The sequence below is a fragment of the Nocardia sp. NPDC003693 genome (assembly GCF_053981095.1).
Window position 1 is genome coordinate 155919 of sequence record NZ_JBSFNO010000013.1, and the last position, 15731, is coordinate 171649.

16 protein-coding genes are annotated in these 15731 nt (G+C 69.3%); 8 read left to right on the forward strand and 8 right to left on the reverse strand.

What is annotated here, in order from left to right; genetic code table 11:
* Positions 1-76 precede the first annotated feature (76 nt).
* From ACWDOP_RS17065 to ACWDOP_RS17085, 5 genes are all read left to right on the forward strand, one after another.
* Entirely contained in the window at positions 77-1441 is a 1365-nt protein-coding gene (locus ACWDOP_RS17065) for a glutamine synthetase family protein (RefSeq protein ID WP_456345852.1), read from the forward strand.
* Between the two features lie 16 nt (positions 1442-1457).
* Entirely contained in the window at positions 1458-2222 is a 765-nt protein-coding gene (locus ACWDOP_RS17070; RefSeq protein ID WP_456345853.1) for a gamma-glutamyl-gamma-aminobutyrate hydrolase family protein, read from the forward strand.
* Positions 2219-3580 (forward strand): aldehyde dehydrogenase family protein, encoded by a 1362-nt coding sequence (locus ACWDOP_RS17075; protein ID WP_456345854.1) that lies wholly within the window; start codon positions 2219-2221, stop codon positions 3578-3580. The genes ACWDOP_RS17070 and ACWDOP_RS17075 overlap by 4 nt, the downstream gene beginning before the upstream one ends.
* 26 nt (positions 3581-3606) lie before the next feature.
* Positions 3607-4374, forward strand: coding sequence for a 3-oxoacyl-ACP reductase (locus ACWDOP_RS17080; RefSeq protein ID WP_454205216.1), 768 nt, complete (start codon positions 3607-3609; stop codon positions 4372-4374).
* Positions 4375-4443: 69 nt separating this feature from the next.
* Complete coding sequence (locus ACWDOP_RS17085) at positions 4444-6453, forward strand: molybdopterin-containing oxidoreductase family protein (RefSeq protein ID WP_456345855.1); 2010 nt, start codon at positions 4444-4446, stop codon at positions 6451-6453.
* A gap of 239 nt (positions 6454-6692) precedes the next feature.
* Here ACWDOP_RS17085 and ACWDOP_RS17090 read toward each other — a convergent pair whose 3' ends face one another.
* Complete coding sequence (locus ACWDOP_RS17090) at positions 6693-7151, reverse strand: SRPBCC family protein (RefSeq protein ID WP_456345856.1); 459 nt, start codon at positions 7149-7151, stop codon at positions 6693-6695.
* 64 nt (positions 7152-7215) lie between these two features.
* Between ACWDOP_RS17090 and ACWDOP_RS17095 the strand changes: the two genes are divergently transcribed.
* Together ACWDOP_RS17095 and ACWDOP_RS17100 are read left to right on the forward strand one after the other, a co-directional pair.
* A complete protein-coding gene (locus ACWDOP_RS17095) occupies positions 7216-8040 on the forward strand; it encodes a CPBP family intramembrane glutamic endopeptidase (RefSeq protein WP_456345857.1) in 825 nt (274 codons plus the stop codon).
* 99 nt (positions 8041-8139) lie between these two features.
* Positions 8140-9078 (forward strand): methionyl-tRNA formyltransferase, encoded by a 939-nt coding sequence (locus ACWDOP_RS17100; RefSeq protein WP_456345858.1) that lies wholly within the window; start codon positions 8140-8142, stop codon positions 9076-9078.
* 82 nt (positions 9079-9160) lie between these two features.
* Here ACWDOP_RS17100 and ACWDOP_RS17105 read toward each other — a convergent pair whose 3' ends face one another.
* The 6 genes from ACWDOP_RS17105 to ACWDOP_RS17130 form a co-directional block, all read right to left on the reverse strand.
* The gene (locus tag ACWDOP_RS17105; protein WP_456345859.1) at positions 9161-9577 is read right to left on the reverse strand and encodes a carboxymuconolactone decarboxylase family protein; all 417 of its coding nucleotides are present in this window, start codon (positions 9575-9577) and stop codon (positions 9161-9163) included.
* A gap of 2 nt (positions 9578-9579) precedes the next feature.
* Positions 9580-10488: an NAD(P)-dependent oxidoreductase gene (locus tag ACWDOP_RS17110; RefSeq protein ID WP_456345860.1), complete on the reverse strand. Its 909-nt coding sequence runs from the start codon at positions 10486-10488 to the stop codon at positions 9580-9582.
* A complete protein-coding gene (locus ACWDOP_RS17115) occupies positions 10488-11237 on the reverse strand; it encodes an SDR family oxidoreductase (protein WP_456345861.1) in 750 nt (249 codons plus the stop codon). The genes ACWDOP_RS17110 and ACWDOP_RS17115 overlap by 1 nt, the downstream gene beginning before the upstream one ends.
* A 60-nt stretch (positions 11238-11297) precedes the next feature.
* Positions 11298-12764: an aldehyde dehydrogenase gene (locus ACWDOP_RS17120; RefSeq protein WP_456345862.1), complete on the reverse strand. Its 1467-nt coding sequence runs from the start codon at positions 12762-12764 to the stop codon at positions 11298-11300.
* A gap of 232 nt (positions 12765-12996) precedes the next feature.
* A complete protein-coding gene (locus ACWDOP_RS17125; protein ID WP_454205207.1) occupies positions 12997-13257 on the reverse strand; it encodes a hypothetical protein in 261 nt (86 codons plus the stop codon).
* A 112-nt stretch (positions 13258-13369) separates the two neighbouring features.
* A complete protein-coding gene (locus ACWDOP_RS17130) occupies positions 13370-13951 on the reverse strand; it encodes a TerD family protein (protein WP_456345863.1) in 582 nt (193 codons plus the stop codon).
* A gap of 174 nt (positions 13952-14125) precedes the next feature.
* Between ACWDOP_RS17130 and ACWDOP_RS17135 the strand changes: the two genes are divergently transcribed.
* Positions 14126-14395, forward strand: a complete 270-nt coding sequence (locus ACWDOP_RS17135) for a GlsB/YeaQ/YmgE family stress response membrane protein (RefSeq protein WP_354985458.1) — start codon at positions 14126-14128, stop codon at positions 14393-14395.
* An 80-nt stretch (positions 14396-14475) separates the two neighbouring features.
* On the opposite strand, the gene ACWDOP_RS17140 is transcribed toward ACWDOP_RS17135, so the two are convergent.
* The gene (locus ACWDOP_RS17140) at positions 14476-15681 is read right to left on the reverse strand and encodes a helix-turn-helix domain-containing protein (protein WP_456345864.1); all 1206 of its coding nucleotides are present in this window, start codon (positions 15679-15681) and stop codon (positions 14476-14478) included.
* Positions 15682-15731: the final 50 nt, after the last annotated feature.

Below are 15731 nucleotides of genomic sequence, written 5' to 3' on the forward strand. Positions count from 1 at the left end.
GCGCATCGCGCGTTCGGGCAGCCGACTGCCCGGACTTCGCTTAGCGTGATCGGCATTGCCGCCGAGAGGGGTCGTGATGCGAACCGGGATGCTGAGTGTTGCCGAACTGAAGCAGCGAATCGAGGCGGGGACGCTGGACACCGTGTTGGTCGCCATGACCGACATGCAGGGTCGCCTCCAGGGAAAGCGTTGCTCGGCACGGTATTTCGTCGACGAGGTGCTCGACCACGCCACCGAGGCGTGCAACTACCTGCTGGCGGTGGACGTCGACATGGCCACCGTGGACGGGTACGCCATGTCCTCCTGGGACACCGGCTACGGCGATTTCGTGCTGCGCCCCGATCTCGCCACCCTGCGGCTGGTGCCGTGGCTGCCCGGCACCGCGCTGGTGCTGTGCGACGTGGAACAGGTCGAGCCCGCCCGCACCCCGGTCACCGCGTCCCCGCGCCAGGTGCTGCGCGCCCAGCTGGACCGCCTGGCCGCCCACGGCCTGCGCGCCTACGTCGGCACCGAACTCGAGTTCCTGGTCTTCGACGACAGTTACGAGGCGGCCTTTCGCGGCGGCTACCGCGATCTCACCCCGGCCAACCAGTACAACGTGGACTACTCGATGCTGGGTACCACCCGGATCGAACCGCTACTGCGCCGCATCCGCACCGAGATGGACGGCGCGGGCATGTACTCCGAATCGGCCAAGGGCGAATGCAATCCCGGCCAGCACGAGATCGCGTTCCGCTACGACGAGGCGCTGATCACCTGCGACAACCACACCATCTACAAGACCGGCGCGAAGGAGATCGCCGCCCAGGAGGGGCGCAGCCTCACCTTCATGGCCAAATACAATGAACGCGAAGGCAATTCGTGTCACATCCACCTGAGCCTGCGCACCGAGTCGGGTGATCCGGTCTTCCCGGGCGACGGCGCGATCGGCGAGTCGGCGATCCTGCGGCACTTCCTGGCCGGTCAGCTCGAATGCCTGCGCGAGTTCACCTGCCTGCTGGCGCCGAACATCAACTCCTACAAGCGCTTCCAGGCCGGCAGTTTCGCACCGACGGCCATCGCCTGGGGCCGGGACAACCGCACCTGCGCGCTGCGCGTGGTGGGTCACGGCCCGTCGCTGCGCTTCGAGAACCGGGTACCAGGCGGGGACGTGAACCCCTACCTCGCGGTCGCCGCGGCCATCGCCGCGGGCCTGCACGGCATCGAGAACGCCCTGCCCCTGGAACCGGAATTCCGGGGCAACGCCTACCGCTCGGACCGCCCCCGCGTGCCGAGCACCCTGCGCGAGGCCGCCCTGCTGTTCGGCGAGAGCAAGGCCGCCCAGACCGCCTTCGGCGCGGACGTCGTCGGCCACTACCGCAACGCCGCGCAGGTGGAACTCGACGCCTTCGACGCGGCCGTGACCGACTGGGAGCGTGTGCGTGGCTTCGAACGGCTCTGACCCCGGCAGCGCACCCGTGACCGCGGAAGCCGCAGCGGCGGTGCGCGATCCGCGAGCGCCTGCCTTCCGGCCCGTGATCGGCCTGACCATGTACTCCGAGCGTGCTCGCTACGGGGTCTGGGATCAGGAATGCGCGCTGCTGCCGCGGGACTACGTCGATCTGGTCGAACACGCCGGCGGCACCGCTGTGCTGCTGCCGCCCGTGGGGACCGCGCGGCGCGAACTGGTGCGCCGCCTCGACGGCATCGTCCTGACCGGCGGGGCCGATCTCGAGCCGTCCCGCTACGGCGCGGCCCCCGATCCCGCGACCCGCGGCACCCGGCCCGAACGCGACGAATCGGAGTTCTCGCTGTTCGAACTGGCTCGGGCCGAGGGCATTCCGGTGCTGGCGGTGTGCCGCGGGCTGCAACTGGTGAACGCGGCGCTGGGCGGCACCCTGGTGCAGCATCTGCCGGATGTGCTGGGGCACACCGATCACGCCCGCACGCCCGGGGTCTTCGGCGCCACCCGCGTCACGACCGTCGCGGGCAGTCTGGTGGCCGCGATCATCGGCCCCGAGGTCAAGGCGAACTGCCACCACCATCAGGCCATCGAACGACTCGCCGAACCGCTGCGCGCCACCGCACACGCCGCCGACGGCACCATCGAAGCGATCGAATCGCGTGGCGAATCCTTCCTGATCGGTGTGCAATGGCACCCGGAGGCGGATCTGACCGATCATCGGCTCATGCGGGCATTGGTAGCGGCGGCAACGACATACGGACAGGAGCGCGATCGGTGACGACATCCCAGGTGATCAACCCCGCGACCGAGAAGGTCATCGCGACCGTCGAGGCGGCCGACCTCGCCGCGACCGACGCCGCGATCGAGCGCGCGCACCGGGCCGCGCCGGGCTGGCGGGACATCGCGCCCGGCGATCGCGCGCGGCTGCTGCGCCGCTTCGCCGACGCCGTCGACGCCGATCTCGAGAACCTGGCCGGGCTCGAGGTCCGCAACTCCGGGCACACCCTGGGCAACGCGCGCTGGGAGGCGGGCAACGCCCGCGACGTGCTGCACTACAGCGCCGGACTGCCGGAACGCCTGCTGGGCAGCCAGATTCCGGTCGCGGGCGGGATCGACGTCACCTTCTGCGAACCACTGGGCGTGGTCGGCATCATCGTGCCCTGGAACTTCCCCATGCCCATCGCCGCCTGGGGCTTCGGTCCCGCGCTGGCCGCCGGCAACACCGTCGTCCTCAAACCCGCCGAGCTGACCCCGCTCACCGCGCTGCGTTTGGCCGAGCTCGCGGTCCAGGCGGGGTTGCCGGAGAACGTCTTCCAGGTGATCGCGGGCAAGGGTTCGGTGGTCGGTCAGCGGTTCGTCACCCACCCCGCCGTCCGCAAAGTGGTCTTCACCGGTTCCACCGAGGTCGGCAAGCAGATCATGACCGGCTGCGCCGAGCAGGTGAAGCGGGTGACCCTCGAGCTCGGGGGCAAGAGCGCCAACATCGTGTTCGCCGACGCGGATCTGGAGAAGGCCGCGGCCACCGCGCCCTACGCGGTGTTCGACAACGCCGGGCAGGACTGCTGCGCGCGGTCGCGAATCCTGGTGCAGCGCGGTGTGTTCGATCGGTTCCTCGAACTGCTCGAACCCGCGGTGCGCGGGGTGCGGGTCGGCGATCCGGCGCTCGAGTCCACCGAGATGGGACCGCTCATCTCCGCCGCGCACCGCGAGCGGGTGGCGAGCTTCCTCGAACCCTCGACCAAGGTGGCCTTCACCGGCGACCGCCCGGACGGGCCCGGGTTCTGGTTCGCCCCCACCGTCGTCCTCCCGCAGGGCCCGGCCGATCGCGTCCTGACCGAAGAGGTGTTCGGTCCCGTCGTCGCGGTGCTGCCCTTCGAGGACGAGGCCGACGCCATCCGCATCGCAAACGACACCGAATACGGCCTGTCCGGCTCGATCTGGACCTCCGACGTGGGCCGGGCGCTGCGGGTGAGCCGGGCCGTGGAGGCGGGGAACCTGTCGGTGAACTCGCATTCCTCGGTGCGCTACTGGACGCCGTTCGGCGGTTTCAAGCAGTCCGGCCTCGGCCGCGAACTCGGGCCGGACGCCGCGCGCGCGTTCACCGAGACCAAGAACGTCTTCATCGCCACCGACTGATCCACCCACCGAGCACCAGAGGAGATATGTTGCAGCGCTTACAGGATCGAGTAGCGGTCGTCACCGGCGGCGGCAGTGGGATCGGTCTGGCCACGGTCCGGCGTTTCGCCGCCGAGGGCGCCCGGGTCGTCGTCGCCGATATCGACGCCACCTCGGGACAGGCCGCCGCCGCGGAGGTCGACGGGCTGTACGTGAAGGTCGACGTCACCGACGAGACCCAGGTGCGGGCCCTGTTCCAGCAGGCCGCGGACACCTACGGCGGGGTGGACATCGCCTTCAACAACGCGGGCATCTCCCCGCCGGACGACGACTCCATTCTCACCACCGGGCTCGAGGCGTGGCGCCGGGTGCAGGAGGTCAACCTGACCTCGGTGTACCTGTGCAGCAAGTACGCCATCGAGCACATGCTCGTGCGTGGTAAGGGCTCGATCATCAACACCGCGTCGTTCGTGGCGGTCATGGGCGCGGCGACCTCGCAGATCTCCTACACCGCGTCCAAGGGCGGGGTGCTGGCCATGAGCCGCGAACTCGGCGTGCAGTTCGCGCGCCAGGGCATTCGCGTCAACGCGCTGTGCCCCGGCCCGGTCAACACCCCGCTGCTGCAGGAGCTGTTCGCGAAGGATCCCGAGCGCGCAGCGCGGCGCCTGGTGCACATTCCGGTGGGCCGGTTCGCCGAACCCGAGGAGATCGCCGCCGCGGTCGCGTTCCTGGCCAGCGACGACTCGTCCTTCATGACGGCCTCGCAGTTCCTGGTGGACGGCGGGATCTCCGGGGCGTACGTGACGCCGCTGTAGGCGTGGCGGCCCGGTGACAGGACCCCGCACGCCGCGCCCCGGAACGGCCGGGGTCCTACGATCGTGATCATGAAGGTCCTCGGCGCCTGCCCGCTCGACTGCCCGGATGCCTGCTCCTGGGTGGTCACCGTGCGCGACGGAGCCGCGGTGGAACTGCGCGGCAACAAGGAACACCCGGTCACCCGGGGCGCGCTGTGCGTGAAGGTGAATCGCTACCTCGAACAGGTGCATTCACCCGAACGCCTGCGCTATCCGCTGCGCCGGGTCGGCGCCAAGGGCGAGGGCCGGTTCGAACGAATCAGCTGGGACGAGGCGCTCGGCGAGATCGCCGAGCGCCTCACCGGCATCATCGCCGAACACGGCGGCGAGGCCATCTGGCCGTTCCACGGCACCGGCAGTCTGGGCTACCTGCAGGGCCTCGAGGGCTACGCCGGGCGACGCCTGTTCAACGTGCTCGGCGCGAGCCTGCACAAGGCGACCATCTGCTCGATCGCCGGCACCACCGGGTTGAAGTACACCCTCGGCGGGTCCGGCGGCATGGATCCCGAGGACCTGGCCCACTCCGAGCTGATCCTGCTGTGGGGCACGAACCCGCTCACCTCCGGGCATCACGTGTGGAAGTTCATCCAGGACAGCGGCGCGTACACCGTGGCGATCGATCCGATCCGCTCCAAGACCGCCGAACGCTGCGACGAGCACCTGGCCCCGCTGCCCGGCACCGACGCCGCGCTGGCCCTGGGGCTGCTGAACGTGATCGTCGGACTCGGCGCGCAGGATCAGGGGTACATCGACGCCCACACCGTCGGCTGGCCCGAATTCCGGGACCGCATAGCCGAATTCACACCCGAGCGGGTCGCCGGGATCACCGGTCTGCCGGTCGCCTCGATCGTGGCGCTGGGCGAGCGCATCGCCCGCACCCGCCCCACCGCCATTCGCGCCTCGCAGGGCATGCAGCGGCACGCGGGCGGCGGCATGGCCCTGCGGGTGCTGGCCTGTCTGCCCGGGGTCACCGGTGACTGGGCCATTCCCGGTGGCGGACTGCACTATTCGACCAGCGGGCACTTCCAGCTGGACGAGCCGGCGCTGCTGCGCATGGACCTGCTGCCGCATCCGGTGCGCACGCTGTCGATGACCCGGCTCGGCGAAGCGCTCACCGAGGTCGATGATCCACCGGTCAAGGCGCTGTTCGTCATCGCCGCCAACCCGGTCGGCTCGAACCCGGATCAGAACCGGGTGCGCGCGGGGCTGGCCCGCGAGGATCTGTTCACCGTCGTGCTCGAACACTTCCGCACCGACACCGCCGACTACGCCGACATCATCCTGCCCGCCACCATGCAGCCCGAGCACCTCGACGTCCTGGCCGGCTACGGGCACCTCTACCTGGTGTGGAACGATCCGGCCGTCGCGCCGCCGGGCGAATGCCTGTCCACCACCGAGACTTTCCGCCGCCTCGCGCACCGGATGGGGCTGACCGAACCCGCCCTGTACGACTCGGACGAGGCGCTGGCCGAACAGCTGCTGGCGGGCCACGACACCGCGCGCCTGCGCGCCGACGGCTTCCTCAAGATCACCCCGAAACCGGTGCCCGCCGACAAGCTCCAGTTCCTGTCCGCCCGGGCCCTGGCCGCCGGGCACGATCCGCTGCCCGGCTACACCCCGCCCGCCGATCCCGGCGACGGTCTGGTGCTGATCTCGGCGGCCTCGCACTACTTCCTGAACTCCACGTTCGGCGCGAACCCGGAATTGCGCCGCCGCGCCGGGGAGTCGCGCGTCACCCTGCATCCCGACGACGCCGCCGCGCGCGGAATCACCGACGGGACACCGATTCTCGTCGCCAACGACCGGGGCTCGTTCGAGGCGGTCGCCGAGGTCTCGGACCGGGTCCGGACCGGCGTCGCCGCCACGACCAAGGGCCGCTGGGCCAAACTCAGCGGCGGCTCGACCGTGAATGCCACCATCGCCGAACGGGATTCGGACTACGAGGGCGGCGCGGTCTTCCACGACAATCGCGTGCGGATCACCCCGCTCGGCGCTGTCCACGCCCACACCGCCGATAGCGCGGCATCCCCGGCGTCATAGGCCGCACGCGTGGTGGTCGCGCTCGTCCCACGGGCGCACCGGGAATGCCGCCGACCGCTTTCGCCATCCGGGCGCCGGGCCACCGCACGCCGATCGCGTCGCGGTTGCGCCGCCGAGCGCAGGGCATGTTGCCGAACCGGTTTCGAACCGGCTGACGACCGCCCGCACATCGCACCGCCGATAGCACCGCAGCCCGGGCCGTCGACGCCCATCGGCACGACCGCACAGGGGCACGCCCCTCACTTCTCGACGACGGCCTTGATCCGGTTTAGGGTCTCGCGCATGCCATCGAGGTTCGTCTTGCCGCGCGTCCAGCCGGCCGCGAGCCAGTACAGCTTCACCGGCAGCGTCTCCTGATGCAGGTGGAACGACTCGGTCACGTCCGTGCCGCCCTCGACCGGCGTGAACTCGTAGCGCCAGGTATTGATGCCCATCCCGCCCGGGCCGAGCACGGTGAACGCGAACTCGCGGCCCGGCTCGCTGGCGATGATCCGGCACACGGTCCAGTACTTCAGCCCCCACCCGTTCCGGTTGACCCGGCCCCGGAACTTCACCCCGACAGCGGGATTCGTCGCGCCGCCGAGCCATTCGGCCGCGATCGTCTCCGGGCTGAACTTGCCGGTGTTGGTGATGTCGCTGACCAGAGCCCAGATCTCCTCGGCGGGCGCGGCCATTCGCACCGTCACACTGTTCTGCATAGCCGCACGCTAGCAGCCGTCGGCGTGTCGCGGCCGCAGCGCCGTCGTCGGTAGCGTGGGCGCGGTGACTACCGGCTCGCGAACTCGCACCGCACTGCTGACCGCCGGGACGGCGACATTCCTCGGCGCGCTGACGATCCTGATCGTCACCGGCAACACCGAGGTGCGCTTCTCGGCGGACGACACCGACACCTGGTCGATCTGGCTGCTGGGCCTGCCCGCGGCCGCCGGGCTGGCCCTGGCCCGGCTGATCCCGCCGCGCACCCCCGCACCGGACCCGTTCGCGGACCTCGACCCCCGGGTCCGCGTCCAGCAGACCTGGTCACTGGCGGCGCTGGCCGTGGCCTTCGCGGCGGGCCTGCACCTGGCCGGCGGCGACGACCTCTGGTTCCTCGGGTTGAAAGCCGTACTGCTGCTGATACTTCCGCTGGCCCTGCGCCTGGTGACCTGGCGCGAGTGGACGCGCACGGACCTGTCCGGGCGCTGGCTCCGCCCGCTGCCCGCGGTCGCGGCGTTCGTGCTGATCACCTACGCGCTGGACCCCGCCGCGCCGGACTCGCTACCGGATCCGGTCACCATCGCGGCGGTCTTCGTGATCAACGCGGTGCTGGAGGAGGTCTTCTACCGCTTCTGGCTGCAGACCAGGCTCGAATCGCTGTACGGGCGCTGGGCGGCGATTCTGGCGACCAGCGTGGTGTTCGCGGCCTGGCACGCGGCCATCCTGGGCGGCGACGGGCCGGTGCTCGATCTCGCCGCGGTCGTCGCGGTCATCGGCGTGAAGAGCCTGTTCCTGGGCTATCTCTGGTCCCGCCATCGCAATCCGTGGCTCGTCATCGCCGTGCACGGTTTCGTCAACGCGCCCCTGGCCATGTGGATCGCCCTGTTCTGAGCGGCCGCGTCGGCACTCGCGCAGGCCACGCACGTACTCGAGACACCGAGCAGTTAGTGAGGCTACCCTTAGTTCATCCCTCGACAGAAAGGTGCCCGAATGCGGGTGGTCACGTTCGGTTTTCAGACCTGGGGGCGCAGAACCCTGCAGGCCCTGCTGGATTCGCGGCACGAGGTGGTGCTCTCGGTCACCCATCCGGCGAGCGCGTCCTCGTACAAGGCGATCTGGAACGACTCGGTCGAGGAGCTGGCGCGTGCGCACGGAATTCCCGTCCACCTGACCGAGCGTGCCGATACCGAGACCATCGACCTGGTCAAGCGCGCCGAACCCGATGTCATCGTGGTGAACAGCTGGTACACCTGGATGCCCGCCGAGCTGTACGCCATGCCCCCGCACGGCACGCTGAACCTGCACGACTCACTGCTGCCGAAGTTCACCGGCTTCTCCCCCGTGCTCTGGGCGCTCATCAGCGGCGCCACCGAGACCGGGCTCACCGTGCACCGGATGGACGAAAACCTCGACACCGGCGACATTCTCATCCAGAAGACCGTGCCCATCGGCCCGGCCGCGACCGGCACCGAACTCGTGCTGGCGGGCATGGATCTGATTCCGGCGGCCGTGCACGAGGCCCTGGACGCGCTGGAGCAGGGCACCGCGGTCTGGCGCCCGCAGAACATGGCCGAGCGCACCTATTTCCACAAGCGCGCGGACATCGACAGCCGTGTCGACTGGTCATGGGACGCAACCGATCTCGAACGCTTCGTCCGCGCCCTCTCGGCCCCCTACCCCCGCGCCTACAGCTTCTACCGCGGCGAGCGCGTGGAGATCCTGTCCGCCCGCGTCTCGGACTACCCGGTCGGCGGGACACCCGGCCGCGTGGTCGTGCTCGACGGCCAGGCCTCGGTGGTGAGCGGCCCCGCCGCCTTCCGCGGTGGCAACCATGCCCTGAACATCACCGCGGTCCGCACCGCGGACGGCGCCGAGCCCCCGGTCGCCGAGTTCTTCGCGCGCGGAGGCTATCTCACCGATCAGCCCTGACCGCTCGCCACCCGAGCCCCGTCCACGACCGGGACGGGGCTCGATCGCAGCCGGGGATCCCCTTCGGGCGCAGCCTGATCCGCTACTGACCGGACTTGGCGGTGGCCTTCCGGTGGTCGGCGATCGCCTTGCCGACCACCCCGTCGAGATTGGTTCCGCTCGGCCAGCCCACGTAGTGGCACAGGAACAGCGCGATCTCGCGCAGCTGTTCCGGGGTCAGCTCCTCGTTGCGCAGGGCCGCGCCGACCTGGATGGAGGCCACGTCGAACAGGCCCTGCGCGGTGAGCGCGCCCAGCAGCAGCAGGCGGCGGTCGCGCACCGACAGTTCGGGCCGGGACCAGATGTCGGCGAAGAGATGGTCGGCGGTGACGGCGAAATGCTCGCCGGGGCCGTCCTGGAACTCCCAGCCGTAGACCTCGGACATCTTCGCCAGTCCGCGCTCGCGGCGCGACTGCCCGTTCGCCGCCTCCTGGCCGTTCACCGAATCCTGATCGCTCATCACTATTCCTTCTCGCTGGTCGAATTGTCCGCGGGCACACCGAGTCCGGGTCCCAGTCGTGCTACGGCGAGCTCCCCGAGCGGCAGCTCGACCCGCAGGCGCGCACCCAGTTCGAGGGCGAGCGCCAGGTCCTTCTCCCCCAGATTCCGCACGTGCCGCAGAATCGGCAGCCAGAAATCACCCTCGGCGATCTCGCCGGTGTGATCGCGGAGCATGATCGCGCCCGGTCCGCCGGTCACCGCGTCCGAATGCCGCACCACCTTGCCCAGCACGGTGATGTCGAGCCCCGCCACCTCGGCCAGGCGCTGCGCCTCGGTCGCGGCGGTGAAGGCGACGAAGTGGATCAGGTTGCGCGCCAGTTTCATTCGCGTGCCCGCTCCGGCCGGGCCGGCGTGCACCACCAGGTCGGCGAAGCAGGCGAAGGGCGCGCGCACCCGCGCGAAGGCGGCGTCGGTACCGCCGACCATGACCGCGAGCCGGCCGTTCTTGGCGCCGCCCGCGCCGCCGCTGACCGGCGCGTCGACGAACTCCACCCCGTATTCGGCACAGCGCGCGGCGAGTTCCTCGGCCAGCTGATCGCCGATGGTCGAGTGCACGGCCACCACCAGCCCCGGTGCCGCCGTGCGCAACACGCCGTCCGGACCGTCGACCACCGCCCGCACCTGATCGTCACTGACGACCGCGACGCAGATCAGCTCGCAGGTCTTGGCCAGTTCGGCGCCGCTGGCCGCGAACTGCGCGCCGCGTTCGGTGAACGGTGTCACGACGTCGGCGCGCATATCGCACACCGTCAGGCCGCCGGCCCAGTCCAGCAGGCGCTCGGCCATGGGCGCGCCCATGTTGCCGAGTCCGAGGAAACCGACGCGCGGCGCGGGCCCCTCCGGGGCCACCGTGTTCTCCGGTGTCGTCATCAGCGAAAGACCTGCCCGCCATCGACATTGAAGATCTGCCCGGTCACCCACGACGCCTCGTCCGAGAGCAGGTACAGGCAGGCGCCGACGAGATCCTCCGGGGTGCCCATGCGCTTGAGCGGCAACCGCTTGACCATGTCCTCCACGATCACGTCCGGCGTCACGTTCTTGGTCGCATCGGTGTTGATCGGGCCGGGAGCGATGGCGTTCACCCGAATATTCGCCCCGCCCAACTCGGTCGCCAACTGCTGGGTCAAACCGTTGACCCCCACCTTGGCCAGACCGTAGAAGCTCGAGTACGTCCACGCCGCGGTCGAGGACTGATTCACGATCGACCCGCCACCGGCCTTGCGCATGTGCTTCCACACCGCCCGCGTCATGATGAGCGCGCCGTCCATGTTCACGCTCATGAACTTCTTGTAGTAGTCCCAGTCGACGCTGAGCAGCAGATTCAGCTTCATGTCGCCGTAGATCGCCGCGTTGTTCACCAGGTGGTCGATGGCGCCGAACTCACGCAGAGTGAGATCGGCCAGCGCGGTGGCAGATTCGGCGTCAGCCACGTCGACCTCGCCGAAGATCGCCGTCCCGCCCGCGGCGGCGATGGATTCCACGACCTCCTTGCCGCGTTCGGCGTTGAGATCGGCGACGACGACCTTCGCGCCCTCGGCGGCCAGCGCCCGGGCATAGGCGGCGCCGATGCCCTGGGCGGCGCCGGTGACGATGGCGGACTTTCCGGTAAAGCGTGACAAGTTCAGCTCCTGCGTGCGTGAAACATGATGTGACGGTGCGGTTTTCCCGGACGACGTGCGTCAGGCCATGCTTGCGATGAGTTTGGTTTCCAGGTACTCCTCGAACCCGGCGACGCCCATTTCCCGGCCGATGCCGGACTGCTTGTAGCCGCCGAACGGCGCGTCCGCGGCGTACCAGACCCCGCCGTTGACGCTCAGCGTTCCGGTGCGCACGCCCGCGGTGACCCGGGCGATCCGCTCGGGATCGGTGCCCCAGACCGCGCCCGACAACCCGTACGGCGAGTCGTTCGCGATACGGATCGCGTCCTCGTCCCCGTCGTAGGGGATCACCACCAGGACGGGACCGAAGATCTCCTCGCGCGCGACCGTCGCGGCGTTGTCGACGTCGGCGATGAGGGTGGGCTCGATGAAGAACCCGCGGTCCCGCGCGGCGGGCCGGCGCCCGCCGACCACGATGCGCCCGCCCTCGGACCGCGCGATATCGAGATAGCGCTCCACCCGGGCCCGCTGCCGCTCGGAAATCAAAGGCCCGCAGATGGTCCCGGGTGCGGCCGGGTCCCCGGGGACGATGCGGCCCAGCGCCGCGGCGGCCGCGTCGACCGCCTCGGCGTAGGACGCGCGCGGCACCAGCAGGCGCGTGGTGAGCGCGCACCCCTGCCCGGCGTGCACCGCGACCGAGAATCCGGCCATGCCCGCGGCCGCGCCGATGTCGGCGTCGTCGAGCACGATGAACGCGGATTTGCCGCCGAGCTCGAGGAAGGTCTTCTTCAGCGTGGCAGCGGCATTGATCATGACCGTGCGCCCGGTCTGGGTGGACCCGGTGAAAGTGACCATGTCCACGCGCGGATCACCGGACAGTTGCGCGCCCAGCTCGTGATCGGACGAGGTGACGATATTGACCACGCCCGGCGGGAAGTCGGTGTGCTCGGCGATGATGGCCCCGACCGCCGCCGCGCACAGCGGGGTGTCGGGAGCGGGCTTGAGCACCACGGTGTTTCCGGCCGCGAGGGCCGGTCCGAGCTTGGCGAAATTGATCTGGTGCGGGAAGTTCCACGGCGTGATCGCCCCGACCACGCCCACCGCCTCGCGCTGCAGCACGCGCCGGCTGCGGATACCCATGGGCGCGGCGACCCCGAGATCGGTTTCCCACTCGTAACTTTCGGCGAGCTGCTCGGAGAACTCCAGATCCGCGACCGGGCCCTCGAGGTGCGGGCCGCGGGTGAGCATGACCGGCGCTCCCGCCTCGGCGACGGTCAGCGCGCGCAGGTCCTCGATGTCGGCCTGCAGCGCGGTGCGCAGCTGGCGCAGGCAGTGCGCCCGGAAGGCGTGATCACGCGACCAGTCGGTGCTGTCGAACGCCGACCGCGCGGCCTCGATGGCCGCGCTCATATCCGCCTTGTCGGCATCGGCCGCGAACCCGTACGCCTCCTCGGTCGCGGGGTTGATCGTGACGAATTCACCGCCACCGCCGGTGGTCAGCTTGCCGCCGATCAAGAGCCGCGAGCTGTCTGCGGGCGGGAGAACCATGAACCACTCCAATGCTGTCTGGACAGGTGTACGGACTATAGTCCGCGCTCTTGAACAGACGCAAGGACCCGGTCGAGACGCTCGACGGCTTTCCCTGTGGCCCTGGCCAACGCAGCGCTACGCCCACCCGGTGCGAGAATGGCAGGCCATTGCCGAAGCTGTATGGCTGCCGACTCTCACCGGGTGGGCGTTCGCGCGTTCAACGATCCGGGCTGCGGCCGGTCGCCGTTATTTAGGGACTGGGCTGCGGAACGTCGACGTTGCAGTCGTCGATCTTCGGATTCACGCCCATGTAATTCAACGGACCGGCGAGAATTGTCACCGCGATGGTTCCGGTGCTCGCGCAGTTTGTCGGCGCGTTGTCGAAGTAATCGCGCTGGCCTGCGGCAATGGCGCCGATCAGCAGCCAAACCAAGACCAGCACACCAAGAATGCTGATACCACCCGAGCTGCGTACCACGCGCGTTCTCCCGTCGTCCCGATATGTTCTCATATCGAATCCTTCGTCCAATACCCGGCGTCACCGGCTATTACGGATCGTCTTCGTACTCTTCGGATACCCGGGATTTCGGAAACCTAACGGGGTCGATTTCCGTTCGTGGAAATCATTGCGCGGCCTGACTGTGCAGGTACTGCAGGACGTACGGCACCGCCTCGGCCGCGTGCAGCGCGGGGATGCCGACGCCGATGCCCTCGTACGCCCAGAACCCCGGGGTGCGTTCGAGTTTGCCCATCACCAGCGCGGTGTGCGGGCCGCCGCTGAGCAGGTACCGGGTTATCTCGGTATCGGTTCCGGCATCGAGCAGACGACAGTACGCGTTTGCGATGTTCGAGAAACTCTGACCGGAGTACGATGTGATCACGACGATGACCGTCGTGACCTCCGGGGCCAGGCGAGCCAGGTCCAGGACTATGACCTCATTGTCGCCGGCCCCCTCACCGGTCAGATTGTCTCCGGTGTGACGGACCGACCCGTCCCGCGAGGAGAGTTGCCCGTAGTACACGGCGTCCATCAACTGATCATCAGCACTGAAAAGCAGTGCGGCAACGTTCAAGTCGACCCGCACCCCCGGTTCGAGGGTGCCGTCGGGGTGAACCACGAGATCGAGGTCCGATGCGTCCCATCCCAACGCCACCGCGACGCATTCCAGCGCCGATCCGTCCGGGTTTCCCAGCGCGATGGACACCGAGCATCTCCTTCGATCGCAATCTTGTCGCTCCCGGCATTCCCCCTGCTCGGAGCTTGAAACGCAGCGCGCCACCCGGGATTCTGCGGTACCCCCGCATCGTTTCCCCCGCGGCGGGTATGTGAGGAAGTGAGCGCCGGCGATCTCGGCGACGCTGATAGAAGGAGAAACATCATGCTCGGTCTGGGTATTCTCGGGTGGATCATCATTGGCGGTCTCGCTGGATGGATTGCCAGCAAGATCATGAAAACCGACGCTCAGCAGGGCATCCTGCTCAACATCGTCGTCGGTGTCATCGGCGGTCTGCTCGGTGGCTTCCTGCTCAAGCTCTTCGATGTCGACGTCGAGGGCGGCGGTCTCTGGTTCAGTTTCTTCACCTGTCTCGGCGGCGCCGTCATCCTGCTGCTCCTGGTCAACCTGGTCACGCGACGATCGGTGCGCTGACCCCTAACCACTGAAATCGCCTGTGCCCGAGCGCCCCACCTTCCGGGGGCGGCTCGGGCACAGGTGTGTACGGGGGTCGCTCAGCCGTTCACCGTCACCCCGCACCAGGCCGCGAAACCGCGAATTCCATCGGTGCGCCGGGCATCCTGCCGGGCCAGCACGCGAATGGTCTCGTGCACCATCGGGTGGTAGCGGGTGAGCGAGGGCGAGATGCCCTTGGCGGTGTGCAGCGCGTCCAGCACCATGGCGCGGTCACCGTGCAGCAGGTAGGCGCGAGCGAGATCGATGTAGTGGTGCCCGGACCGCGAGCGCGGGGTGCCCGCCGGAATGTACAGTCCCTCGGCTCTTTTCAGCGCTTCCCCGCCGTCCATCAGCTCCACCGCCAGCGCCACGGACCAGATGCCCGCGTTGGTCGGGCCGAAGACCAGCACCTCGTCGCGATCGTGCCCGATGCGTTTGGCGGTCGACTCGGCCTCGGCCAGATGCGAATCGGCCAGGTCCCGGTTCCCGGCCCGCGCGGCCGCCAGCCCGGACTGCAGATGCAGCCCGCCCCAGGCGATGAGATCTCCGTCGGTGCCCGCGCGCAGCAGGGCCTCGAGATCGGCGCGGCACTGCTCCAGGAAAACGAGCGCGGTCTTCCAGTCACCGCCGTTGGTCAGCAGACTCGCGCGATGGAACCGGCTCGCCGCGATCCACAGCGGATCCCCACTCGCGGTGGCGGCCCAGGTCATTCGATCCACGGCGCTGGCCGCCAGGTCCACGTAGCCCAGTTTGTGCGCGAGGCTGCGCACGTTGTAGTACAGCTCGGCCAGCACGACGAACACCCGATCGCGGTCGTGACCGTGGCTGCGGTGCACCAGGACTCGGGTTTCGGTGAGCAGGGCGGGCAGCAGCGCGGCCAGTTTGGGGGCGGCGGCGTCGCGCCGGTACCGGCGGGCCCGGATGGCGGCGTCGGCTAGCGCGGCGAGCGGGCGCACCTCGATGTCGGAGTCGGCCAGGTCGTAGGCGGCGAGTTCGTTGCGCAGCAGCGCGATCGCGCCGTGCAGTTCCCGATCCTCCACGCTGGTCGGCGCGAACGGCTGCCCCAGCAGTTCGGCGGTACTGGTGCGCAGGGCCTTCGCGCTCGCCGCGATGAAGGCCGGGGTGGCCGCGCGCCGGCCCTGTTCCACGGCGCTGATCAACGAGGTGGACAGTCCGGTCTCCATGGACAGCCGGGCCTGGGTCCACCCCCGGAGCTTGCGGCCCTGCGCGACTCGCGAGCCGACTCCAGCCGATTCCTCACTCATCACGGCCTCGATTCAAGCGGTTCCCCGGTATCGAGACTGCCACAGATTGT

What these genes read in the sequence shown, in the direction of transcription:
- ACWDOP_RS17080 (WP_454205216.1), top strand. Translation starts at nt 3,607, where the DNA reads ATGTTGCAGCGCTTACAGGATCGAGTAGCGGTCGTCACCGGCGGCGGC.
- ACWDOP_RS17140 (WP_456345864.1), bottom strand. Translation starts at nt 15,681, where the DNA reads ATGAGTGAGGAATCGGCTGGAGTCGGCTCGCGAGTCGCGCAGGGCCGC.
- ACWDOP_RS17120 (WP_456345862.1), bottom strand. Translation starts at nt 12,764, where the DNA reads ATGGTTCTCCCGCCCGCAGACAGCTCGCGGCTCTTGATCGGCGGCAAG.
- ACWDOP_RS17125 (WP_454205207.1), bottom strand. Translation starts at nt 13,257, where the DNA reads ATGAGAACATATCGGGACGACGGGAGAACGCGCGTGGTACGCAGCTCG.
- ACWDOP_RS17105 (WP_456345859.1), bottom strand. Translation starts at nt 9,577, where the DNA reads ATGAGCGATCAGGATTCGGTGAACGGCCAGGAGGCGGCGAACGGGCAG.
- ACWDOP_RS17100 (WP_456345858.1), top strand. Translation starts at nt 8,140, where the DNA reads ATGCGGGTGGTCACGTTCGGTTTTCAGACCTGGGGGCGCAGAACCCTG.
- ACWDOP_RS17090 (WP_456345856.1), bottom strand. Translation starts at nt 7,151, where the DNA reads ATGCAGAACAGTGTGACGGTGCGAATGGCCGCGCCCGCCGAGGAGATC.
- ACWDOP_RS17065 (WP_456345852.1), top strand. Translation starts at nt 77, where the DNA reads ATGCGAACCGGGATGCTGAGTGTTGCCGAACTGAAGCAGCGAATCGAG.
- ACWDOP_RS17110 (WP_456345860.1), bottom strand. Translation starts at nt 10,488, where the DNA reads ATGACGACACCGGAGAACACGGTGGCCCCGGAGGGGCCCGCGCCGCGC.
- ACWDOP_RS17085 (WP_456345855.1), top strand. Translation starts at nt 4,444, where the DNA reads ATGAAGGTCCTCGGCGCCTGCCCGCTCGACTGCCCGGATGCCTGCTCC.
- ACWDOP_RS17135 (WP_354985458.1), top strand. Translation starts at nt 14,126, where the DNA reads ATGCTCGGTCTGGGTATTCTCGGGTGGATCATCATTGGCGGTCTCGCT.